We start from the raw sequence: 20,997 nt of genomic DNA on the forward strand, positions 1-20,997 counted from the left end.
GGTTGTCAGTGCCCGGAGCTACACTGAATCTGTCGAACATATATTCGAATAAAGGTGTGTGGTGGGCGTAATCATCGGGCCCCGCGTGATAGACGCGGGCACTTCTCTGCTGTCGGTTCTGATCTCGCCGGTGCCGGTCGCCGCAGGCTACCCCTCCCCGGCCCAGGACTACTTTGACGGGCGCATCGACCTCAACGAACACCTCATCAAGGACATCACGAGCACCTATGTCGTCAGGGTGTCCGGCGACTCCATGGAGGGCGCCGGGATCAGCGACGGCGACGAGCTGATCGTCAACCGGGCCCTCGAGCCCCGCGACGGCTCCGTGGTGGTGGCAGTCCTGGACGGCGAACTCACGGTCAAGCGGCTGCGCCTGACGGCATCGGGCGTTGTGCTGCAGGCTGACAATCCCCGCTACCCGGACATCAGGGTCCCCGCCCTGTCGGATCTGGTCATCTGGGGCGTCGCGACCCGCTGCCTGCACCATGTCTAGGTCCAAGGCCCTGTCTCACCGGGGCACCGTCGCCCTCGTTGACGTGAACTGCTTCTACGCCAACGCCGAACGCGCCTTCGACCCCTCCCTGGAAGGCCGTCCGCTGGTGGTGCTCTCCAACAACGACGGCTGCGCGGTCACCCGCTCCCCCGAGGCAAGGGCACTCGGAATCGCTCTCGGCGAGCCCTGGTTCAAGCTCGCACCCCGGGCGAAGGAATGGGGGCTCGTCGCCCGCTCCAGCAACTACGAGCTGTATGGGGACATCAGCGCCCGGGTGATGGAACTCCTCGGCCGCTACTCGGCGTGGCTGGAGGTCTACAGCATCGACGAAGCCTTCCTCGGGGTCAGCGGCACCCCGGCGGAGCTGCGGCAACTGGGCCACACCATGAAGACGGCCGTGAAGCGGAACGTCGGCGTCCCCGTCTGCGTTGGCATCGCAGAGACCAAGACGCTGGCGAAACTGGCCAACAAGTGGGCGAAACACAATCCCTCGTTCGACGGCGTCTGCCACTGGGATGCCGTTCCGGCCAGCCAGCGGGAGAAGCTCATGGCCGGACTGTCCGTGGTTGAACTCTGGGGTGTCGCGGCGCGGCTGACCAAGCGGCTGAACGGGCAGGGAATTCATTCCATCCTGGACCTCGCGCGGGCCGACCCGGTCAGGATCAGGGACCGCTTCTCGGTGGTGCTGATGCGGACCGTCCTGGAACTCCAGGGAACCCCGTGCATACCCCTCGAAGAGGAACGGATAGGCCGCGACCAGCTGATCTTCAGCCGCTCCTTCGCCACCCCGATCACCAGCGGCGCAGGGCTTCGCCAGGTGCTCGGCGTCTACGCCCAGCAGGCCAGTGCCCGCCTGGCCAGGCACGGGCTGCAGGCGAAGGTGCTGACGGCGTTCGCTGCCACGTCGTACTTCAACCCGCAGGCCAGCTCATATCCGTCGGTGTGCGTTACGTTGCCGATGCCTACCGCTGACCCGGTCCTGCTGGCGAGGGCGGCGTACGCCCTGCTCCCCCGGATCGACGACGGCGTCAAGTACGTCCGCGCCGGGATCATGGTCACCGACCTGCGCCCGACCGGCAACCAGGCACCATTGGCGATCTTCGAGAATCCGCACGAGGAACGGGGCATCGGCTCGCTGCTGGAGGATGTCAGCCGGAGGTACGGCCGGGGTTCGATCGGTCTGGGCCATGCTGGGATCCGGGGCGGGCCGGACTGGAGCATGAAGCGCGACATGCTCTCCCCCCGCTACACAACGCACTGGGCCGAGCTCCCGGTCGTAAAAGCGGCATGACTGCCGAGGGGCAGGCCCGCGCAGAGCAGGTGGTGGTCCTTCCCGGCGTCAGACAGCGGCCAGCGCCTGCTGCAGGAACGAGTCGAGGACCCGGCCGGCGTTCTCCTGCAGGCGCCGGGACTCCTCCGCGGCCAGCTCCGTGCATTTGGGGCCATGCAGCCGTTCGCCAAGGTAAAGCAGCGCCGCCAGGACCTCCGAGAGCTCGGTATTGCCCTCGGCGCGCTGCCGGAGCAGCCTGAGGTGGGCGGCCTGCAGGGCCGGACCCGGGGCGCAGCCCAGATCGCGGTCGAACAAACGGCGGCATCGCTCATACGCGGCCAGCCCCTCGACCGGAAGGCTGGCCTGCTCGTAGCCGGCGACCAGAATCGTCCACGCTCGTTCGTTCAGCGGCTCGGTCTGGACGGCGGTCCGCGCCAGCGATATCGCCAACTCGGGCTTGTCGAGAAAGGCCGCGGTTTCGGCCGCCAGAATTTGGGCGGCGACTTTCTCGGCAGCATGCTGAGCCCGCACTTCCTCTGCCCAATCGGCCACGAGCTCAAAGCCCAGCAGAGGCTCAGCCGCCAGCTCCAAAGCCTGCAGGGAAAGGCGATGCGCCTCGGCCGGCGGGGACTGCCGGGCGGTACGGACCAGCCGGCGGAAGGCTGAGAGGTCCAGGTCCACGAGTTGCGGGTCCATGACGTAGCCGCTGTTCGCGGTGCGCAGCGGACCCTGTTTGGTGTTGCCGGGCTGGATCGCCCTTCGAATGCCGCTGACGTAGCTCTCCAGCGTGGCGATGGCGCCGTCGCTGGCATGGGGTCCCCAAAGGATCTCCACGAGGCGCGTTTTGGACACGGGGGTTCCCAGGTTCAGCAAGAGAATTTCCAGAATGTGCCGAGGCTTGCGGCCGCCCATGTCCGCCGCCGTAAGCACTTCGCCATTCCGTCGGACCTCGAACGTTCCGAACAGCCGGACCGAAATTCCCGACGCAGGGCCACCCAAATTTTCCACGTTGATCTCCGATTTCCCCACCGAATACCTAAACTGCTTTTCGGAGAGCCGGAAAGAATAGGGAAACGTACTGAGACCCACTTCCAACCGACTTTCTAAGGAAACCGTGACACGCAAAACAGGAGGCAACAAGCAATGGAGCTACCCGCTCCTTTACCGAGCGGAAAGTCGGGTACGTCCGGAAGCGCCAACAAGTATTGCCCGGAAGTAAAGTGCGTACCTGCCCCGCGGCTCAGGTAGCACCTACCCAAGGCGGACGCACGGCATCGAGTAATGCCTTTCCTCTAGGCTGGAATTCCGCGTCACACCGTGCGGACGAATGCACAGGTCACTGCAGCGTCCCCGCCACGATTTTGACGGCAGCGCCGCCGTCACCGTTCATTCATCTCTTCAGGAACAGTGAGCACCCGGATCTCGGTTCCGTCACGCAGCACCGCCAACTCCAACGGAACGCCAATTGCCTCGGCAAACAGCAGCTTTTGGAGACTCTCGGCATTGGACACGGCCTTTTCGCCCACCCGCAGAAGCACGTCGCCGGCCCGAAGTCCGGACCGCTCGGCGGGCGAGTCGCCGAGTACCTCCACCACCAGGAGCCCTTCGCGGTGTCCGGTCCGGACCACGGAGCTGGGCTGCAGCTGGATGGGGGTGTTGACCAGCCCCAGATAGGCCCGCCGGACGCGGCCGTCCTTGAGCAGTGCGGCGATGATCCGCCGGGACGTGGCGTTGACGGGAACCGCCAGGCCGAGTCCTGCGCCCGCAACCGCGGTGTTGATGCCAACGATCCTGCCCCGTGCGTCCGCAAGTGCGCCACCGGAGCTGCCCGGGTTCAGCGCCGCGTCTGTCTGGATAACGTCCTCGATGATGCGGCGGTTTCTTCCGGACCAGACGGGAATGGAACGGCCCAGTCCGCTGACCACGCCGGCGGTCACGGAGCCTGAGAGCCCCAGGGGGTTCCCGACCGCAATCACCAACTGACCAACCCTGAGCGACTCCGCATCACCAAGTTCCGCCGGCGTCGCCGTCGGGGCCTTGCCGCGTACAACCGCCAGATCCGAAAGCGGGTCCGAGCCGATAACTTCCACGGCCGTCCGGGTCCCGTCGGCATACACTGCACTGCCGCTCCGGGCTGCGCCGACCACATGGGCGTTGGTGAGCAGGTACCCGTCCGAAGTGAACAGGACGGCGGAACCGGCGCCCGTGCGGAATCGGCCGTTCCGGCCGGTGCCGGTCACCTCGAGCGCGGCCACGTGCGGTGTCACGGCCGCGGCAACGCGGATCACCGTTGCGGAATAGGAATCGAGGGGGCCCTCGGAAGCCTCGGGGTCCGGGACCCGGCTGATTGCAGTGGCCACAGCGCACCTCCTGAACTGGTACTTATCTAAGTCAACCACCGGCCCCTTAGGCGTAGCCCGGGGCGCCCTACGCCCTCAGAGAACTACGCCGGATGTCACGTCTTTAGGGTGTGAGTTCAACCGGCAGGCAATCCGCCGCTAGGCTCGGAGGAGACCCGCCTTTCAGCCACAGGAGAACCTACGTGAACCCAGCGTCCGCTTCACCCGATCCGCTGCCTCCGCTGGGCCTGAGCTGGGGCATCAAGCGCAGCTTTATCGACTACATCACCAGCCTGCCGGACGGTTCAGTGTCAGCGACCGGCGGCGCTACAGTGGCCGAACCATCCTTGTTCTGTTTCCGCCCCGACGCGTCCAACTACGACGTCGCGCGCGGCACCGGAGTTCTGCGATTCCGAGGGGACGTCCGGCTCGCCGGCCACCACGGCATGCTGTTGGTCCGGCTGCTGGACCCCTGGATCACGTTCACGAGCGGAAGCGGAGTGCTCTCGATCAGCACGGGCGACGGCGGCAGGCAGGACCGTACCGCCGTCGGGTTCCTCAGCCCGACGAAGCCCCGCAACGCCGACGGGTCCCTGGTCTGGGACCACGTCGACGTGGTCATTTCCCCGGAAGGGTCCGAACTCTTCGATGGCCAGTATGCCGCCGGGCAGCCGATGGATCCGATCGCGATCCGGGTCGCCTTCCCGGCGTAACAATCAGGGCCTGCTCCGGCGGCCCGCCGGCTTCGAAACGCCGACGGATTCCGATCCGGATGCCTAGACGTCCCCGTGTACGTCCCCGTGTGCCTGCGGCACCTGGGAAGCAGACCCAAAAAGCCAGCCGGAGACGTCACTGCGCAACACAAAGTGGGGTCCACCGGTGGCGCTGACACTGCCGGTGGGAACGTAGTAGCCGCGTCCGGCACCCGGACCGCCCGCAGCGCGGTCGAGGGCGTCGGTCAGCTGCCTGGGCAGATGTCCTGCCGGGCCGAGCGCCCGGAGGCCATCAAATTCGTCCGGCGTGAGCCTTCCGAGTACTACAGCGATATCGGCCATCTTGGATCCCTTCGGGCGGACGGTGCCTGAAGCACCAGCCTAGGACCGCGTCATGAACGGCACGTGAAATCCGGACGAAGATCATCGAACAGATACAGGTCCGGGGACGGCGCCGGGAACTGGCGCCTTCCGTGTCGGTGTCGTGATTGTCACTCCGCTCGCGTGCCCTACACCCAGTAAATTAACGGACGGATGCTGTACGGTTCAATTCCGGGAAACCCAGAACAACGGAATCGAGAATTAACCAGGTGGCAACCGACTATGACGAAGTCCGATCCGACGTTGCGGAATCACGCAACGCCTCGCTGGAGGCCCTGCGCTCCGCGAACGCGCCGGACGCCCGCAGCGTAACCCGTGAGCTCGACGAGGCGGACACCTCAGAAGGCGTCGAACTGCCGGGCGCCGACCTCTCCGGCGAAGAACTGACGGTCACCGTCATTCCGCAGAAGGAAGACGAGTTCACCTGCTACTCGTGCTTCCTTGTCCGGCACCGCTCGCAGCTCGCCCGCGAGAAGGCCGGCCACTCGTACTGCGCTGACTGCATGAACTAACAGCCGCACCGCTTCACGTTCGGCCGTCGAAGGCCCGGCTCCCGCCAACGCTGGAGCCGGGCCTTCAGGCTTGAACCGCCCTTCAGCTTCGACTGGCGGCCCGGCGTCCGGCTTTGAGCAAGCGCAGTCCGCTGGCGAGGACACCGACGTGGCTGAAGGCCTGCGGAAAATTCCCCAGGAACTCGCCCGTGGCCGGATGGATTTGTTCCGGCAGCAGCCCAAGGGGGTTCGCGCGGCCGCAGAGGGCCTCGTACAGCGCATAGGCCTCATCGTTCCTTCCCTGTCCGGCCAGGTTGTCCACCAGCCAGAAGCTACACAGCAGGAAAGCGCCCTCGGTGCCAGGCAACCCGTCCGGGGACACCTCCGGGCGGTACCGGAAGAGCAGCCCGTTTCCGGCGTCGAGGCCTTCTGAAATCGGTCCGCCCCGGAGCGCAGGGTCAGGCAGTCCGTGATCTGGAGGATGCCGCGGTCCGAGGCAGGGGTGGTGACCAGAACACAGGAATCCTCCATGTACCGCTGGGCGGATGCGTGGACGGAGACCGGAGCGATTGCAAAGACTCCCCCGTTTTCCGCGTCGAGGATTCCGGCGAGGAAGGGCGGGTGTCGAAGTCCGGGATGCAGAGCCAGGAGATCCCGCCGTCGCGGCCCACGAGCGCGCAGGTTGACCGTCGCCGATCAGGCCATGATCCTCAATTGGCAGGTAATCTTCCCGGCGATCTATGGCGCGCAGATGCGCGGCGGGAAACACTGCTGCATACTCCTTCAATCTCCTCTATGGCTTCTTTTCTTCATTCTGCACCTGTCCGGCCGCGGAAAGCACAGATTCGCCGGGGGGTACCACCGGCTCAGCGGCGGGTCCGCTGCGCCAGCGCATCGTTGAGAAATGCCAGGAGCGCGGGCGTGGGCTTTTGAACGCTGGCCTCGTGCTGGGTGTGCTTGCCGAGGTAGTTCTTGATGTAGGGGCACACCGGCACAATCGTCAGCCCGGCGGCGACCGTCTCGTCGAGTGCCTGCGCCGCCAGCCGTCCCGCGAGGCCCTGGCCGCCGTATTCCTCGTCGATGACCGTGTGGTAGAAAATCCGGTGGCCGTCCGCATCGTCCACGTAGGCCGCCTGGCCGACGGCGGTGTCGCCGTCGAGCACCTGGAAGCGCTGCCGGTCCGGGTTGTTTCGGATGGTGATCGTGCTCAAGTGCTTCTCGCCTCTCGTCGGGGCATGCCGGTGGACGGGCGGTGGGCATGGCCGCGTTGGCCGGCTCCGGCCAAAATCAGTCCCGGGGCCGGAGCCGGGCGTTGGGCAGTGCGGGCGCCGGCAGCGGTGCAGGTTCCCCGGCCGGGAAAGTCCCGAACCGCGGGCCCGCGGTTCCCGTCGCGGCAGCAGTTCCGGCCCTGGTCCCGGCCGAAACGGGGGCGTTCTCGACGCCGATCTCCGCCTGCCACTGCGCACGGTAGGTGACGATTTCCTCGTGGCTGCGTCCCACGAAGTTCCACCACATCACGATCTGCTCGCCCAGGGGTTCGCCACCGATGAGCAGCACGCGCGCGGGCTGCACACCGGCCGTCAGGGTGAGGGACGTATGTCCTACCGGCAGGTAGGCGAGGTGGTCCTTGGCTACCGGGTGCCCATCCAGGCTGACCGTTCCGGTGTCAACCAGTACGCCGTGTTCGAAGGACGGATCCGTGTCCAGGTTCAAGGTGGTTCCTGCGTCGAGCAGGATCTCGGCGCCGAGCAGCGGCGAGTGGGTGGTGACTGGCGAGGTGGCACCTGCCAGTGATCCGAGGAAGACCCGCATGAACCAGCCGGGTCCGGACAGCGGCTCCGGGCGGTAGTGCTCAAACGTGGGCTCCATCTGTCGGGCTCTGTCCGGCAGCGCGACCCACAACTGCGCCCCGTGCAGGACGTCGGTCCCGGGGGTGGAAAATTCCGAGTGGCTGATGCCCCGCCCGGCGGTCATCAGGTTGACCTCGCCGGGCCGCACCGCGGCGTGGAAGCCGGCCGAGTCGCGGTGCTCAATCTCGCCGGTAAAGAGCCAACTGACCGTCTGCAGACCCGTGTGCGGGTGCCGCGGGACGTGCATGCCCCCGGACTCGCCGACCCGGGCGGGACCGTAGTGGTCCAGGAAGCACCAGGCGCCGATAAGGCTCCGCTGGCGCTGCGGCAGGGTCCGTCTCACGTCCATGGCCCGCGGCCCGCCCAGCGGGACCTGCCGGGGCACGAGGATTTCCACGCCAACGCAACCGTCGTCCGTTTCGCACAGGATCTCCTGCGGGGCCACCTCGGTATTGCTCATAACGACAGCCTAGCCATCGAACCATGGGTTCCGCAGCAGCTGAAGCTGTTCAGGTCACGAAGGGGTCATGATGGACTCATGACCGCCCCCGAGTTGCCCGTCACGATCAGCGTGGGCGAATTGTCCGTTTCCGGCCTTTACACCCGCCCCGAGGATCCGGCCGCCACGCTTGTCGTCGCCCACGGGGCCGGAGCCGGGATGGACCACCCGTTCCTGGCCGGATTCAGCCGCGCCCTCAATGAGTTGGGGATTTCCACGCTCCGCTTCAACTTCCCCTATCGGGAGGCCGGCCGGAAGTTCCCCGACAGGCCGCCGGCAGCCATTGCCGCCTGGCGCGCGGCCATGGCTGAGGCCGCTGCCCGCTCCGGTGGCGAACCTGTCTGGGCGGGCGGAAAGTCCTTCGGCGGACGGATGGCCTCGATGGCGGTTGCCGCGGGCATGCCGGCGGCCGGACTCGTCTATCTGGGCTACCCGCTCCATCCCCCCGGCAAGCCGGACAAGGTCCGGGATGAGCACCTGTACGGGCTGACGCTGCCGATGCTTTTTCTGCAGGGCACGCGCGACCCCTTTGCCACGCCGGAACTGCTGGAGGCCGTCGTCGCCCGGATCGGTCCGTCAGCCACTCTGGAGTGGCGCGAGGGCGGCGGACACACCTTCGAGGTCAAGGGGACCAAACGTAGCCCGGAGGAGCTCGGGGCCTCACTGGCCGGGCTGGCGGCCGCCTTCATCGCGTCCCACGGGGCCAGCTGAAGTGTCCGGCGCCTCAGACCCAGCCGGTCCGGCGCAGCGGCGGTTCGGTGCCGCCGGGCCGCTGCACCAGGATCTGGTTGACGCCGGTTAGTCCGGACTCGAAGCCCAGGGCGCTGGCCGCCATGTAGAGCCGCCAGACCCGGGCACGCCCTTCGCCGGCCAGGAGAACGGCCTCGTTCCAGCGGTCCTCGAGGTTTCGCACCCAGGCCCGCAGGGTCAGGGCGTAGTGCCGGCGCAGGGCCTCCACGTCGAGCACTTCCAGCCCGCCGGACTCGAGCGCTCCGACGGTCTCCGCGAGGCCGAGCATCTCACCGTCCGGGAACACGTAGCGTGGGATGAAGGAATCCGGATCCGGCGCGGTGGGCCCAGCGTTCCAGGAAATGGCATGGTTGAGCAGCCGCCCGCCGGGCCGGAGCAGCCCGTGCAGCTTAGCGACATACGCGGACATCTGCTCGCGGCCCACATGCTCTGACATACCGATGGAACTGATAGCGTCGTACGGCCCGTCGACTACGTCGCGGTAGTCCTGGACGCGGATGGTCACACGGTCCGTGAGGCCGGCGTCCGCCACCCGTTTCCCCGCCAGGGCCGCCTGTTCCCCGGAAAGAGTCACGCCGACGACGTCGACCCCGTAGTTTTGCGCCGCCCGCAGCGCGAAGCTCCCCCAGCCGCATCCGACATCCAGGACCCGCATGCCCGGTTGCAGCCCCAGCTTCCGGCAGACCAGGTCAATCTTGGCGTCCTGCGCGGCGTCCAGGCCGGTGCCTTCGTCCTCCCAGACGGCGCAGGAGTAGACCATGGACGGACCGAGGACGAGGGCGTAGAAGTCGTTCCCGGCGTCGTAGTGGTGGGAGATAGCCGCTGCGTCACGCTTGCGCGTGTGCCGCCGGCCGGCGCGGACGATTCTTGCCTCCTCCGGCGGCGGTGCCGGGTTGGGTCCCAGGGCGCCGAGCAGGGCGGCGTTCTTGAGGATGGTCCCGAGTTCCCGGGCAGTGGGCGGCCGGAACGGTCCCGGCTCGGCAAACTTGCCGGCCGAACTCAGGGCGGAGAAGCTTGCGAAGACGTTTCCCGGCGCATCAATGTCCCCGGAAACGTAGGCCCGGCTGAGACCGAGCTGGCCGGGTGACCACAGCATCCGGCGCAGGGCCCGCCGCGACCGGAATTCGATGACGGGCGCGCCCGCCGGTCCTGCCTCCGAACCGTCCCAGGCCTTCAGCCGCAGCGGTATTTCCTCCGTGCCAAGGACAATGGCGAGTACTCGAGCCAGCCGGGGTGCCGCCCCAGTCTTTTCCGTCATGTTGTCGGCCTTTCGTCGGGTGCACTAGTCCCTCCCAATCTATTCCGGGGCGCCGGAGCCGAACAGGGGCCAGATGGCCCTGCCGGCTTTGCGGGTCCGGGGCCAACGCCTCTGGTGCTTCCCAGCGCAGTGCGCTTAGGGTCGTTGCCATGACTGAAGCTCTGACGTCTCTCGCGGAGACTTTCAAGAACGTTGGCGTGTCCCGGGCCTATGGGCCGGGCGTCACGGTGGACGGTGAGGAGCTGATTCCGGTGGCCCTGGTGTCCTTCGGCTTTGGCGGCGGCGGGAATGCGGTCGACGGGAGCGGCGGCGGTAACGGCGGCGGCGGTAACCCGGACGCCGGAAACGCCGCCGGGGATGGCCGCCTGGACAGCGCGGCAGGCGGCGGCGGAGGCGGCTTCGTGCTCCCGCTCGGCGTGTACTGCCGGGGACGCAACGGGCAGGTCGCGTTCCGGCCCAACAGCATCGCCGTCCTCGCCGGGCTGGTTCCGCTCGTGTGCGCCGTCGGATACTCGGTCCGTGGGGCGCTCCGCGTCCTCCGTCGTCGCTGAGCCGGCAGCGAATCCCCGGGACCGGCCCCTAAGCCCGCGCCGGCGCAGGCGGCGTTATCGTCACGCTGCATTGACGCTAGGCGGCGAGGGAGTTTTTCTGCCGGCGCGTCAGGGTGTTGACCGCCCCGCAGTTTGAGCACGTGATGCGGTATGACCGAGCGGTGGTGAAGACCGGGACAAAGAAAAGCGTCAACCGGGTGGCGCGTTCCTCCAGCGCGTGGTGGGCGAACTGCCCACAACGCTGGCAGGTGGCCTGACGCCCGGGCAACGGACGTTGCGCGGTCTTAAGTCCGAAGAGAATGAACACGTCTTCAGCCTTTCGGGATCAGCGGCGCGGAAAGGTGGGCTGTGAGCCCGGACAACAGGATGGTGATCCCCTGATCCAGCTCCTGGGCCCCGTCGTAGTCGACGAGCGCGGGAGCCAGGGCGCGCAGCCGCGGGAATTCCTTCGGCGGAAGACGGTGCAGGCCAAGACGAAGCAGCGCCTCATTCTCATCCGGGTCCACGATGAATTCCTGAAGTTCGTTGAGGATGTGGCCGTAGAGGAATCCGTAGTAGGCCCGGTACACGTGCAGGGCATCGGAGGCGCTGAAGCCGGCGTCGATCAGCAGGCCGAGGATTTGTTCCAGCGGCCGGAGGGTGCCCAGCGGGCGGAGACCCAGCGGGGTGGAGAGCGGCCGGGTCACCAGCAACGGAACTACGTTGGGATGGCGAAGCGCGAGCAGCCGGAGGTCGTGGGCGATGCGCCGCAGCTGCCCCTGCCAGTCCGGGTCGTCGCCGAAGATGGCCAGCTCGTTAAGGACGAGCTCCGTGACGCCGTCCAGAAGGGCGGCCCGGTTGGCCGCGTAGCGGTACAGCCCCATCGGATCCCGGTGAAGTGCCTGCCCCAGCCTGCGCATGGTCAGCGCTTCGAGCCCCTCGTCATCAACGAGTTTCAAGGCCGCTTCCAACACGATCTCGCGGCTGAGGCGGTTCTTCCGGGTCACACTAACCGCTTCTTCTTCGACTGCGGGTTGCTGCGGGGTTGCCATGGTTTCTGCCACTTCCTCAAACCTGGAGGCCAGGCGCCGCGATCGCGGCACCACTTGCCATGTTTGTAGTCTACGCCTAATATCTACAATGTAGACACCCCTTCGGTGCCCCGTGCACGGTGCTGAAGTGCCCGCTGCTGTAGCCACACGGCAGCATCCACTGCACAGCACGGAAGAGAGCCAACCATGGCCGCTTCAGCGATTGCCCATGCCCACATCAACAGCTTCCTCGCCGAGGCCACCATCGCAGGACCCGACGACGGATCCGTCCTGCAGAAAGACCAGCTCTACGGTCTTTACATAAGTTGGTGCCTGCTCCACGACGCCGCACCGCACCCGGTATCCGGCTTTTGGGCCGCCCTGAAGGAACACCGCATAACCCCCGGCCGCAGCAGGCTCCGAATGGCCGGACCTGCCGCCACCGACTACATCCTGGCCACGTATCCTGCCCTGAATTGAGGCAGCGGGGCCACCTCTCCCCGCAGTGTGTCACCCCGGGGCAGACTGCCCGGCGTGACACACTGTGGGCGTGAGCAACCTGACGGAAGAGCCAGTGGAAACGATGCAGGACACTGACGTACCCCAGTGGTGGGCAAGCCTCGGACTCGCGGGGCTGATCGATATCCACACGCATTTCCTGCCGGAGCGGATGCTGCGGCGCGTGTGGGCCCACTTCGACGAGGCCGGCCCCCTGATTGGCCGTCCCTGGCCCATCACCTACCGGACGGATGAGGCCAGCAGGCTCGCCCGGCTGCGCCAGCTGGGTTTGCGGCATTTCACCGCGCTGACCTACGCGCACCGGCCCGGCATGGCGGCGGACCTCACCGATTTCGCGCTTGAGCTGGCCGCGGCAGAACCTGACTGCGTCCCGAGCGCCACGTTCTATCCCGAGGACGGTGTCCTGGACCAGGTGCGGTCGGCCTTGGACCGCGGCGCGCGGGTCTTCAAGATCCATGCGCAGGTGGGCGGATTCGACCTGCGCGAGCCGGTACTCGACCCGGTCTGGGGGCTGCTTGCCGAGTCCGGAGTTCCGGTCGTGGTCCATGTCGGCAGCGGCCCGGTGCCGCGGCCCGGCTTCACCGGTCCGGACAAGCTTGAAGGTGTGATGCGCCGCCATCCCCAGCTGACCGCCGTCGTCGCCCATCTGGGGGCGCCCGAGTATGGCGAGTTCCTCGACCTGGCCGAGAAATACCCCCGCCTCCATCTGGACACCACCATGGTCTTCACGGAATTCTTCGAGGCGGCCGCGCCGTTCCCGCCGGAGTTGCTGCCGCGGCTGGCCGCGATGCCGGAGCGGATCGTGCTCGGCAGTGACTTCCCGAACATTCCGTACGCTTATGCCCACCAGCTGGAGTCACTGGAACGCCTCCGCGACCGGGAGCCCGGCCTCGACGACGACTGGTTGCGCGCGGTCTGCTGGTTCAACGGCGAGCGCCTGCTGGGCGTCTGATCCCCGCCTAGTCCTTGTTCCTGGCCCGGCTGGGCTGCACCCGCATGGGCTCGCCCGGCATCTTCGGGTAATCCGGCGGGAACGGCAACTCACCCAGCCCTGCTGCCAGGTCACGCCCCCACCAGCCAAGCAGAACGTCGATGGTGCCGGGCTTGGTATGCATGTCCGCCCACGGGTCCCCGGTGGCCTTGAGCCGTTCCGGCACCGTGGCGATGGTGAAGTCCTTCGTGCTGACGTGCTCCAGCTCGTCCCAGCCGATCGGACAGGAAACTGTCGCACCGGGCAACGCGCGCGGACTGTAGGCCCCCGCGATGGTGCGGTCCCGGTTCGCCTGGTTGAAATCGACAAAGATCCGCGCACCCCGTTCCTCTTTCCACCACGCGGTAGTGACGGCATGTGGCATCCGCCGTTCGAGTTCGCGGGCAGCGGCGATCACAGCATGCCGTACTTCGAGGAATTCATGGCTGGGTTCAATCGGGGCGAACACATGCAGGCCCCGGTTGCCTGACGTCTTGATGAAGGCCTCCAGCCCGGCCTCCGACAGCACCGCGCGCAGTTCCTGCGCGGCGGGAATAGCGTCCTCAATTCCGGTGCCCGGCTGCGGGTCCAGGTCGACCCGCAGCTGATCGGGATTGTCCGGATTGCCGGCCCGCGAGGCCCACGGGTGGAACACCACCGCGTTCATCTGGACCGCCCAAACCGCGGCGGCAATCTCGTCGAAGACAAGCTGGGGATGCGAGCGTCCGCTGGGATAGACCACCATCACCGAGCCCACAAAGTCCGGAGCGCCCCTGGGCGGATTCTTCGAAAAGAAGTGCTCGCCCTCGATGTTGTCCGGGAACCGCTGGAGCGTGACAGGACGGTTTCCGTTGGCTGCCAGGAAACAGTCGCCGACGTCGATCATGTAGCGGGCCAGGTCCAGCTTGGTCAGCCCGAGCTCCGGCCACAGGACCCGGCTTGGGCTTGAAATCCTCACTTCCCGGTTTCCGTTGGGCCCGCTGACGGTGACGTTTGCTTCTTCCTTGGCCATTGGGACAACGTACCCCGCGATACGGGGCAACTGAAGAGCCCGCCGCAACGCAGTGAGGAATAGGGTGAATCATGGACACCTCTCCAGCGTGGGACGGCCCCCTCACGTCCCTCTACACCGACCACTACGAACTGACTATGCTGCAGGCTGCGCTGCACTCCGGTGCTGCTGAACGGAGGACCGTCTTCGAGGCGTTCGCCCGCGGACTGCCGGAAGGCCGGCGGTACGGGATCGTTGCCGGAACCGGCCGGCTGCTCGAGGGCGTCGCCGGTTTCCGTTTCGGACCGTCGGAGCTGGAGTTCCTGGACCGCACCGGCGTCGTCAACGGCGGCACCCTGGCCCGCCTCGCGGACTTCCGGTTCACCGGCGACATCTGGGGTTATCCCGAGGGCGAGGCGTACTTCCCCTACTCCCCCGTCCTCATCGTCGAATCCAGCTTTGCCGAGGCCTGCATTCTGGAGACCTATGTGCTGTCCGTCCTCAACCATGACAGCGCCATTGCCTCGGCAGCCTCCCGGATGGTCAGCGCGGCAGGAGGACGGCCGTGCCTCGAGATGGGTTCGCGCCGGGCCCACGAGGAAGCCGCCGCCGCCGCGGCCCGCGCCGCCGTCATCGCGGGCTTCGCAGCGACGTCGAACCTGGCCGCGGGCCGGCGCTTCGGGCTCCGGACGGTCGGCACAGCGGCGCATTCCTTCACACTGCTGCACGACACCGAACGGGAGGCCTTCCGGGCGCAGCTGGACTCGCTGGGCGCCGGGACCACTCTGCTGGTGGACACCTACGACGTCGAAGCGGCTGTCCGTACCGCCGTCGAGCTCGCCGGGGACAAACTCGGGGCGGTACGGCTGGACTCAGGTGATCTGGTCGCACAAGCCCATTGGGTCCGCGAGCTGCTCGACAGTCTGGGGAACGTCCATACGAAGATCGTCGTCACCTCCGATCTCGACGAATACTCCGTGGCTGCCCTCCGGGCGGCGCCGGCGGACGCGTATGGCATCGGTACCGCGCTGGTCACCGGTTCGGGCGCCCCCACCGCCGGGATGGTCTACAAACTGGTCAGCCGAACCACTGACGCCGGGGAGTTCACCGCGGTGGCCAAGAGCTCCAAGAACAAGATCAACATCGGGGGCCGGAAGCACGCAGTGCGCAGGCTGGACGCCTCGGGCACAGCCACCCACGAAGTCCTGGGCGTTGGACACCCGCCCTCGGGGGAACCGCACGGCAGGCCACTGCTGCAGCAATTTATAAGCGGCGGAGAGCTCCTGCCGGGATGGACCGGGCCCGAGGCCGTGACCCGCGGCCGGCGCCGGCACGCCGAGACCATGGCCGAACTGCCCGACGTCGTCAACCGGCTCCAGCGCGGCGAACCCGCCATTCCGACCATCTACGCGTGAGGTCCAGCCCCACGGGCGAGGTCCAGCCCCAGGCGTGGGGTTTAGCCTATGCGTGAGGCCGCCGCCGGGCGCGCCGGAACCCTGCCGGGGGCACCATGGCCGGGCCCGCCATGCTGTTGCGGCGCTCCAGCTCATCGGTGACAAGCCGCAACAGTTTCCCCGCAGACTCGGAGAGATCCCTGCCGTTGTCCGGGGAGGCCACCTCGACGCACTGCAGCAGCGCCGACCGGAGCCGCACCAACTGGGCCGATGGCACCCGGGGCCAGCGGCGGAAAGTATCGAACATCAATCCTGCGCCGTGGGCGTGGGCGATCGAACCGTACCCGCCGGCGAGTTCCGGCCTCATGCCGCAAGCCCCCGGCCGGCTTTGCCGGCTCCGATCAGATGGCTCCCTTGCCATCCCGAGTCGCGGATCATAGCGACGGCTTTGGGATCTGCGGCGGTCAGCTTCCGCAGGTCCACGACGACGTTGAGCCCGTACCCGACGTTGCCCGCCCGGTGGGCGACGGAGATCAGGCCTGGAACGTTGCGAACGGTGAGTTGGCCTTCCGGTGAAACGAGGGCAGACTCCGAACTGAGGTCGACAGCGACGGTGATGTCGAGGTTGCTGGTCATTGTAAAAAATCCCCTGTGAAGCATGAGCGGCCGACTGCCTGACCGCTTCTAGGATACCCAACCCGCTGTGGGCTGCGTCACAATGACGTAACAGCCGCCGGCCAATCAGCTCCTGTTCTTGGTACGCGCGGTCGCAGGCGCCGTCCACGGATCCTCCGGCCAGGGATGCCTGGGGTAGCGTCCCCGCATCTCGGCTCGGACCTGCGCGTAGGGCCCGGACCAGAACGAGGCGAGGTCGTCCGTGACCGCCAGAGGCCGCCGGGCCGGCGAGAGCAGGTGGAACAGCACCGGCACCCGGCCGCCCACCAGCCGCGGTGTCTGGTCCCAGCCGAAGCACTCCTGCAGCTTGACCGCCACGACCGGACGGCCGCCGTCGTCGCCTACCGCGGGGTAGTCGATTTTCACCCAGGAACCGCTCGGCACGTGGAGCCGTTCCGGGACCAGCTCCCCGAGCCGGGCGGCGTCGGGCCACGGCAGCAGTCGCCGCAGCGGATCGGCCAGGTCAATTCCGGCCGTGCCGGCGCCGCGGGCCAGCGCCTCTAGCTCCGGAGCCAGCCATTCGTCGAGTCGGGCCAGCAAGGCCGGCTCGGACACGTCCGGCCAGGGGGCCCCGAGTTCCCGGTGCACCAGGGCGAGGCGGCGGCGCAAAGCGTCCGCCGCCGCAGACCATCCGAGGGTGCTGAGCCCTTCCTTCTCCACCGCGCGGGCCACCGCCGCCCGGCCCTCCGCGGCGGAGGGACGTACCGGTGTGGAGGACAGCACGATCGCGCCCAGCCGGCGTTCCTTCCGGGCGGTGACCCGGCCCTGGCTGAACCGGGCCTCCACGGTTTCGCCGAGGAGGTGCCGGGCGGCGGCTTCGGCGGTTTCCGCCGTCAGCGGGGCGGCGGACCGGATGACGGCGCCGGTGCCGGCTGCGTCGCGCCCCTGGGCCCGGGAGACCTCCGCGACGGCGAGCCATTCGTGTCCGGACAGGGAGCTTCCGGCCGGAAGACCCGCCCTCGTCCCGGAGCTGAGCAGGTAGCGCTCCGGCCCGTCACCGGAGACGCGGCGCGCGACCCGGTCCGGGAAGGCGAGGGCGACGACGAAGCCGAGCGCCGCCGCGGCGTGTACCGCAGCAGATTTGGGAAGTGGTGCGCCGCTGGACCTCTCCTGGCGTGCAATGGAATCCATCCGGCGGACGTCCTCCGTCCAGCGCCGGGACGCCGGATCCTTGCCCGCCCGCAGGGCGGCCAGGAGACGCGGAAGATCAGCGCCGGGAGCACGCTGGTCCCCGGCGACCAACGCAACGGCCTCCGCGGCGGTTCGGCTGCCCATGGCGGCGGCCCCGTCCAGCAGGGCGCGGGCCAGCCGGGGATCGGCGGGCACCCTGGCCAGCGTCTTGCCGAGATCCGTGGCCAGACCGTCCGGCGCCACCGCGCCCAGCTCGCGGAGCACCTCAACAGCCTCGTCCATCGCGGCCACCGGCGGCGCGTCAGGCAGCGCCAGTCCCCGGCCGCCGGGCGATCCCCAGCAGGCAAGAACCAGCGCTGCCCCGGTGAGGTCGGCCACCGCGATCTCCGGCGTCTGGTGGGCCGGCGCGGCGCCGTAGGTCCTCTGGTCGAAGCAGCGGACCACCCGCCCGGGACCCTGGCGGGCCGCCCGCCCGGCGCGCTGTTCGGCCGAAGCACGGGAGCAGGACACGTTCACCAGTCCGGACATTCCCCGGCTGGCATCACGCCGGGGCTCGCGGGAGAGCCCAGAGTCGATAACCAGCCGGACGCCGGGAACGGTTAGGGAGGACTCGGCGAGCGACGTCGATACGATGATCCGCGGGCTTCCGCCGGGTTCCCGCCCGGAAACGGCGCGGTCTTGCTCCAATGGCCCAATCTGGCCGTGCAGCTCCAGGACTTCGGCGCGGGTCCGGCCGCGCAGCCGGCCTGCGACATACGCCACTTCCCGGGCACCCGGAACGAACACCAGCGCGTCAACGTCCTGGCCGGACGCGGCTGCTTCGGCATGCGAAGTGGCCGCGGTGTCCGCCACGTGGTCCAGAAAGGCGCGTGTCACTCCCCGTTCATCGAGCCGGGGCACCGCGGCCGGCACCCAGTCCACAGTGAGGGCATACAGCGCGGACGGACAGTCGACGACGGGAGCCGGCCCGCCGCCGTCCGTATCCCCCGCGGCACCGCCCCCAATGAGGGCGGCGAACCGCGGCGCGTCGAGCGTGGCGGACATGGCCACGAGTGAGAGGTCGCTGCGCAGCTGGCGGACTTCGGTGAGCATGCCGAGCAACAGGTCCGTGTCGAGGCCGCGCTCGTGCACTTCGTCGAGGATGACGGCGCTCGCGGTTTCCAGTCCCGGATCCGCGAGCAAGCGGTTCAGAAGGATGCCGGGCGTGACAAATTCGATCAGGGTGCCCGGGCCGGTCTGGCGTTCGCCGCGGACCGTGTAGCCCACGCGGTCCCCCAGTCGGCTGCCGTCCAGGGCGGCAAGGCGGCGGGCCGCCGATCGCGCGGCCACGCGGCGCGGCTGGGTCACCATGATGCGCGGCGGCACCGCCCGGGTCTGCTGCCCGGCGGCAGCCGCAGCGGAGTTAGCCAGCGCCAGGTTAGCCAGCGCGAGGTTGGCCAGCAGGGGCGGGACGAGGGTTGTTTTGCCCGTGCCCGGCGGCGCCTGCACCACGGCGGTGGCACTGGGCCCTCCGGACCGCAGCGCATCGGCCAGCTGGTCGAGCGACTGCGCGAACGCCAGACCGGACCCGATGGCCCCCAGGTCGAAGGGCGCGGGGAGAGCGGTCAGCAAAAACGCCGGAGAAGTCACACCTCCATTGTGCCCACAAGGCCCGGCCGCCCGGTGACCGTGCCGCCGGCTCTCCCCCACCCACCCAACGCGGGGTCACTTAGCGCCGATAAATCCCCTGGGATGGGCCGGAAGCGACCCCGCGTTGCCGCGTCATGGGACTACCTGCGCAGCGGGACGCGGACCAGCCGTCAGCCGTTCTGCAGATCGGAGTGGTGGGCGGCGACGACGTTCGGGTGTGCCCGAAGCCGGTAGCGCAGAGCGTTGTCGCCGTAAGTTTCAAGAATCGGGCTGTTGGTCGGATCAACCGACAGGCCCCGCGCCTTGGACTGAAATTCCGGGCTCACAGCGAGCTGCGGCATCGTCGCGTCGAGCGCAGGATTGAAGAAGAATGGAAGGGAAACCCGGTCAGTGCCGCGCAACGGCGAGATCACGCGGTGCAGGGTCGCCTTGAGGTAGCCGTTGGTGGCCAGCTCGAGCATCTCGCCGATATTGACGACGAATGTTCCCGGCACCTGGGGGGCGTCGATCCATTGCCCCTGGTACTCGACCTGGAGTCCGCCCTTTCCGGGCTCCACGAGCAGCAGCGTCAGGACCCCGCCGTCGCGGTGGGAACCCACACCCTGCTTGGGCTCCGGGTCGGACTCCCCCGGGTACCGGACAACCTTGAGCAGGGGAAAGGCCCGTTCCGCGAAGGCCTCGTCGAAGGTGTCTTCGGGCGCGCCGAGGGACACTGCCAGGGCACGCAGGAGGCTCAGCGAGATCGCGCTCAGCCGCTCGTTCCACTCCAGGACGATGTCCCTCATCTCGGGGAGGGCGTCCGGCCACAGGTTGGGACCTTCCAGACGCCAGTAGTCTGCGACGCCCGGCCCCGGTTCCACGGCTTCGCGCTCGACGCCGATATCGATCTGCTCGCGCCAGTCGACCGCTCCGTCCGTAAGCTCGCCGCCGACCCGGGTGTAACCCCGAAACTGGGGGCTGTGGACGTTTTCGACGGCGAGTTTCTGCGCCTCGGGCAGTTCGAAGAAGCGGCGGGACACGTCGAGCATCGAGTCCATAAGCTCCTGCGGGATGCCATGTCCGGCCAGGTAGAGGAAGCCGACCTCGTGCATCGCGTCGCGTAGATCGTCACGAAACCGAGCGGCCTCCTCCGGGCCCGCGCTCAAACGGGAGAAATCCAGGACGGGCAATGATTCGAGTGGCAACTTAATAGTCCTTTTCGATGAACTTGGCAAGCTGGGAACTGTAGTGGCTTCAATGTTACGGACCGGAGATCCCGGAGGGGGCATTTAGATGTCGATTTAAGACCTTGAACGGACTCAGCCCGGGCAAGGTCACCGGGACACCCGGGCGGCAATCCGGACTGCGCCGGCCGAACGAGGCTCACGCGCGGACAGCCGGGCGCGCCGCTGGATCACGATTTCGGCCACTGCCAGGTTGATGATCCAGGCCGCCGCCATCAGCAGTGTCCGGGTCAGCTCGTCAGGCGTTCCCACCACCAGCATCCAGGGAAGGATCACCAGCGCCTGGGTTCCCGCCGCGACCCCGATGGCGTAGCCGCGCGTCATCCACGCGCTGTGGCCGACGAAATCGCGGCGCCGGATCGCGAGAAGCCCGAGGATGATGCTGACCAACATTGCGGAGCCGAAGAACAGCCGGATTGGGACATCAGTGGTGCCGTCGGGCAGCGGGTAGAACGCCGACATCCAGAGGCCGGAGAGAGCGGAGAGCAGGCCTGCCGGAATGAGGATCCCACCGGCGACGCGGTGCCAGGCCCGCCGGCCCCGCAGCGCGGGCACGAATTGGAACGCGCCGAGCAGGCTGTAGATGGTGACACTGAGAATGTGGATCACTACGGGCACCGGCGAGGCAAAAAACCGGGCATTCTGCGGCGTAATGGCTGCGCCGCCGGTCATCTCCGCCATCCGGGACGCGCCGGCGACCACCGGGATGAGGCTGAGCAGGATGAGGGCGACGGGTACTGGCCACTGCGGCGCGGAGCCTCCGGTGGACCGCCTCGTGCTGGCGGGTGTTGTTGTCATGGCCTGGTCCTCGAGTCAGGTAGTGTACGGCGTACACCGTTCGCTTCCCAAGCTAGGTGTAC

At 67.9% G+C, this 20,997-nt stretch carries 24 protein-coding genes; 9 read left to right on the forward strand and 15 right to left on the reverse strand.

Going from position 1 to position 20,997, the window contains the following annotated elements; all coding sequences use genetic code 11:
• Positions 1–61: 61 nt before the first annotated feature.
• Both AC50X9_RS07670 and AC50X9_RS07675 read left to right on the forward strand, forming a co-directional pair.
• Complete coding sequence (locus AC50X9_RS07670; RefSeq protein ID WP_494892022.1) at positions 62–493, forward strand: LexA family protein; 432 nt, start codon at positions 62–64, stop codon at positions 491–493.
• The gene (locus tag AC50X9_RS07675; protein ID WP_494892024.1) at positions 486–1,784 is read left to right on the forward strand and encodes a Y-family DNA polymerase; all 1,299 of its coding nucleotides are present in this window, start codon (positions 486–488) and stop codon (positions 1,782–1,784) included. The genes AC50X9_RS07670 and AC50X9_RS07675 overlap by 8 nt, the downstream gene beginning before the upstream one ends.
• Positions 1,785–1,832: 48 nt before the next feature.
• On the opposite strand, the gene AC50X9_RS07680 is transcribed toward AC50X9_RS07675, so the two are convergent.
• The gene (locus tag AC50X9_RS07680; protein ID WP_494892142.1) at positions 1,833–2,675 is read right to left on the reverse strand and encodes an AfsR/SARP family transcriptional regulator; all 843 of its coding nucleotides are present in this window, start codon (positions 2,673–2,675) and stop codon (positions 1,833–1,835) included.
• 467 nt (positions 2,676–3,142) lie between these two features.
• Positions 3,143–4,123, reverse strand: a complete 981-nt coding sequence (locus AC50X9_RS07685) for a S1C family serine protease (RefSeq protein ID WP_494892026.1) — start codon at positions 4,121–4,123, stop codon at positions 3,143–3,145.
• A gap of 182 nt (positions 4,124–4,305) precedes the next feature.
• Here AC50X9_RS07685 and AC50X9_RS07690 point away from each other — a divergent pair, with 182 nt between their 5' ends.
• Entirely contained in the window at positions 4,306–4,815 is a 510-nt protein-coding gene (locus AC50X9_RS07690; protein WP_494892028.1) for an HtaA domain-containing protein, read from the forward strand.
• A 63-nt stretch (positions 4,816–4,878) separates the two neighbouring features.
• Here the strand turns inward: AC50X9_RS07690 and AC50X9_RS07695 are convergent, their stop codons facing one another.
• Entirely contained in the window at positions 4,879–5,157 is a 279-nt protein-coding gene (locus AC50X9_RS07695; RefSeq protein ID WP_494892030.1) for a hypothetical protein, read from the reverse strand.
• Positions 5,158–5,405: 248 nt separating this feature from the next.
• On the opposite strand from AC50X9_RS07695, the gene AC50X9_RS07700 reads away from it, so the two are divergent.
• Complete coding sequence (locus AC50X9_RS07700; RefSeq protein ID WP_494892032.1) at positions 5,406–5,708, forward strand: DUF4193 domain-containing protein; 303 nt, start codon at positions 5,406–5,408, stop codon at positions 5,706–5,708.
• Between the two features lie 82 nt (positions 5,709–5,790).
• Here the strand turns inward: AC50X9_RS07700 and AC50X9_RS07705 are convergent, their stop codons facing one another.
• The 3 genes from AC50X9_RS07705 to AC50X9_RS07715 all read right to left on the reverse strand — a co-directional run bounded on the left by AC50X9_RS07705 (position 5,791) and on the right by AC50X9_RS07715 (position 7,997).
• On the reverse strand, positions 5,791–6,456 hold the full coding sequence (locus AC50X9_RS07705; protein WP_494892034.1) for a glycoside hydrolase family 15 protein: 666 nt from the start codon (positions 6,454–6,456) through the stop codon (positions 5,791–5,793).
• Between the two features lie 97 nt (positions 6,457–6,553).
• A complete protein-coding gene (locus AC50X9_RS07710) occupies positions 6,554–6,898 on the reverse strand; it encodes a GNAT family N-acetyltransferase (protein WP_494892036.1) in 345 nt (114 codons plus the stop codon).
• 76 nt (positions 6,899–6,974) lie between these two features.
• Complete coding sequence (locus AC50X9_RS07715; protein WP_494892038.1) at positions 6,975–7,997, reverse strand: pirin family protein; 1,023 nt, start codon at positions 7,995–7,997, stop codon at positions 6,975–6,977.
• Positions 7,998–8,075: 78 nt separating this feature from the next.
• Between AC50X9_RS07715 and AC50X9_RS07720 the strand changes: the two genes are divergently transcribed.
• Positions 8,076–8,747, forward strand: a complete 672-nt coding sequence (locus tag AC50X9_RS07720) for an alpha/beta hydrolase family protein (protein ID WP_494892040.1) — start codon at positions 8,076–8,078, stop codon at positions 8,745–8,747.
• Positions 8,748–8,760: 13 nt separating this feature from the next.
• Here AC50X9_RS07720 and AC50X9_RS07725 read toward each other — a convergent pair whose 3' ends face one another.
• On the reverse strand, positions 8,761–10,044 hold the full coding sequence (locus AC50X9_RS07725) for a class I SAM-dependent methyltransferase (RefSeq protein ID WP_494892042.1): 1,284 nt from the start codon (positions 10,042–10,044) through the stop codon (positions 8,761–8,763).
• Between the two features lie 149 nt (positions 10,045–10,193).
• On the opposite strand from AC50X9_RS07725, the gene AC50X9_RS07730 reads away from it, so the two are divergent.
• Positions 10,194–10,595: a hypothetical protein gene (locus AC50X9_RS07730; protein WP_494892044.1), complete on the forward strand. Its 402-nt coding sequence runs from the start codon at positions 10,194–10,196 to the stop codon at positions 10,593–10,595.
• A gap of 76 nt (positions 10,596–10,671) precedes the next feature.
• On the opposite strand, the gene AC50X9_RS07735 is transcribed toward AC50X9_RS07730, so the two are convergent.
• Together AC50X9_RS07735 and AC50X9_RS07740 are read right to left on the reverse strand one after the other, a co-directional pair.
• Positions 10,672–10,902: a zinc-ribbon domain-containing protein gene (locus AC50X9_RS07735; protein ID WP_494892046.1), complete on the reverse strand. Its 231-nt coding sequence runs from the start codon at positions 10,900–10,902 to the stop codon at positions 10,672–10,674.
• A 4-nt stretch (positions 10,903–10,906) separates the two neighbouring features.
• Positions 10,907–11,626 carry a TetR/AcrR family transcriptional regulator C-terminal domain-containing protein gene (locus tag AC50X9_RS07740; RefSeq protein ID WP_494892049.1) on the reverse strand — a complete coding sequence of 240 codons (720 nt, stop codon included), beginning with the start codon at positions 11,624–11,626 and terminating at the stop codon, positions 10,907–10,909.
• A 186-nt stretch (positions 11,627–11,812) separates the two neighbouring features.
• On the opposite strand from AC50X9_RS07740, the gene AC50X9_RS07745 reads away from it, so the two are divergent.
• Together AC50X9_RS07745 and AC50X9_RS07750 are read left to right on the forward strand one after the other, a co-directional pair.
• Positions 11,813–12,085: a hypothetical protein gene (locus AC50X9_RS07745; protein WP_494892054.1), complete on the forward strand. Its 273-nt coding sequence runs from the start codon at positions 11,813–11,815 to the stop codon at positions 12,083–12,085.
• A gap of 70 nt (positions 12,086–12,155) precedes the next feature.
• Positions 12,156–13,076 carry an amidohydrolase family protein gene (locus AC50X9_RS07750; RefSeq protein WP_494892056.1) on the forward strand — a complete coding sequence of 307 codons (921 nt, stop codon included), beginning with the start codon at positions 12,156–12,158 and terminating at the stop codon, positions 13,074–13,076.
• 7 nt (positions 13,077–13,083) lie between these two features.
• Here the strand turns inward: AC50X9_RS07750 and ligD are convergent, their stop codons facing one another.
• Complete coding sequence (gene ligD / locus AC50X9_RS07755; RefSeq protein WP_494892058.1) at positions 13,084–14,106, reverse strand: non-homologous end-joining DNA ligase; 1,023 nt, start codon at positions 14,104–14,106, stop codon at positions 13,084–13,086.
• A gap of 71 nt (positions 14,107–14,177) precedes the next feature.
• Between ligD and AC50X9_RS07760 the strand changes: the two genes are divergently transcribed.
• Positions 14,178–15,500 (forward strand): nicotinate phosphoribosyltransferase, encoded by a 1,323-nt coding sequence (locus AC50X9_RS07760; protein WP_494892060.1) that lies wholly within the window; start codon positions 14,178–14,180, stop codon positions 15,498–15,500.
• 46 nt (positions 15,501–15,546) lie between these two features.
• On the opposite strand, the gene AC50X9_RS07765 is transcribed toward AC50X9_RS07760, so the two are convergent.
• From AC50X9_RS07765 to AC50X9_RS07785, 5 genes are all read right to left on the reverse strand, one after another.
• Positions 15,547–15,846: a hypothetical protein gene (locus AC50X9_RS07765; RefSeq protein WP_494892062.1), complete on the reverse strand. Its 300-nt coding sequence runs from the start codon at positions 15,844–15,846 to the stop codon at positions 15,547–15,549.
• Positions 15,843–16,115: a hypothetical protein gene (locus tag AC50X9_RS07770; RefSeq protein ID WP_494892064.1), complete on the reverse strand. Its 273-nt coding sequence runs from the start codon at positions 16,113–16,115 to the stop codon at positions 15,843–15,845. Before AC50X9_RS07770 ends, AC50X9_RS07765 begins: the two co-directional genes overlap by 4 nt.
• A gap of 105 nt (positions 16,116–16,220) precedes the next feature.
• Positions 16,221–18,914: an ATP-dependent helicase HrpB gene (hrpB, locus tag AC50X9_RS07775; protein ID WP_494892066.1), complete on the reverse strand. Its 2,694-nt coding sequence runs from the start codon at positions 18,912–18,914 to the stop codon at positions 16,221–16,223.
• A gap of 170 nt (positions 18,915–19,084) precedes the next feature.
• Complete coding sequence (locus AC50X9_RS07780; protein WP_494892068.1) at positions 19,085–20,098, reverse strand: isopenicillin N synthase family dioxygenase; 1,014 nt, start codon at positions 20,096–20,098, stop codon at positions 19,085–19,087.
• Between the two features lie 129 nt (positions 20,099–20,227).
• Positions 20,228–20,935 (reverse strand): DUF2306 domain-containing protein, encoded by a 708-nt coding sequence (locus AC50X9_RS07785; RefSeq protein ID WP_494892070.1) that lies wholly within the window; start codon positions 20,933–20,935, stop codon positions 20,228–20,230.
• Between the last annotated feature and the right edge of the window lie 62 nt (positions 20,936–20,997).

It is taken from the genome of Pseudarthrobacter sp. HLT1-3 (assembly GCF_059383535.1).

What these genes read in the sequence shown, in the direction of transcription:
- AC50X9_RS07675 (WP_494892024.1), top strand. Translation starts at nt 486, where the DNA reads ATGTCTAGGTCCAAGGCCCTGTCTCACCGGGGCACCGTCGCCCTCGTT.
- AC50X9_RS07680 (WP_494892142.1), bottom strand. Translation starts at nt 2,675, where the DNA reads ATGGGCGGCCGCAAGCCTCGGCACATTCTGGAAATTCTCTTGCTGAAC.
- AC50X9_RS07695 (WP_494892030.1), bottom strand. Translation starts at nt 5,157, where the DNA reads ATGGCCGATATCGCTGTAGTACTCGGAAGGCTCACGCCGGACGAATTT.
- AC50X9_RS07715 (WP_494892038.1), bottom strand. Translation starts at nt 7,997, where the DNA reads ATGAGCAATACCGAGGTGGCCCCGCAGGAGATCCTGTGCGAAACGGAC.
- AC50X9_RS07720 (WP_494892040.1), top strand. Translation starts at nt 8,076, where the DNA reads ATGACCGCCCCCGAGTTGCCCGTCACGATCAGCGTGGGCGAATTGTCC.
- AC50X9_RS07725 (WP_494892042.1), bottom strand. Translation starts at nt 10,044, where the DNA reads ATGACGGAAAAGACTGGGGCGGCACCCCGGCTGGCTCGAGTACTCGCC.
- AC50X9_RS07730 (WP_494892044.1), top strand. Translation starts at nt 10,194, where the DNA reads ATGACTGAAGCTCTGACGTCTCTCGCGGAGACTTTCAAGAACGTTGGC.
- AC50X9_RS07740 (WP_494892049.1), bottom strand. Translation starts at nt 11,626, where the DNA reads ATGGCAACCCCGCAGCAACCCGCAGTCGAAGAAGAAGCGGTTAGTGTG.
- AC50X9_RS07745 (WP_494892054.1), top strand. Translation starts at nt 11,813, where the DNA reads ATGGCCGCTTCAGCGATTGCCCATGCCCACATCAACAGCTTCCTCGCC.
- ligD (WP_494892058.1), bottom strand. Translation starts at nt 14,106, where the DNA reads ATGGCCAAGGAAGAAGCAAACGTCACCGTCAGCGGGCCCAACGGAAAC.
- AC50X9_RS07760 (WP_494892060.1), top strand. Translation starts at nt 14,178, where the DNA reads ATGGACACCTCTCCAGCGTGGGACGGCCCCCTCACGTCCCTCTACACC.
- AC50X9_RS07765 (WP_494892062.1), bottom strand. Translation starts at nt 15,846, where the DNA reads ATGAGGCCGGAACTCGCCGGCGGGTACGGTTCGATCGCCCACGCCCAC.
- AC50X9_RS07770 (WP_494892064.1), bottom strand. Translation starts at nt 16,115, where the DNA reads ATGACCAGCAACCTCGACATCACCGTCGCTGTCGACCTCAGTTCGGAG.
- AC50X9_RS07785 (WP_494892070.1), bottom strand. Translation starts at nt 20,935, where the DNA reads ATGACAACAACACCCGCCAGCACGAGGCGGTCCACCGGAGGCTCCGCG.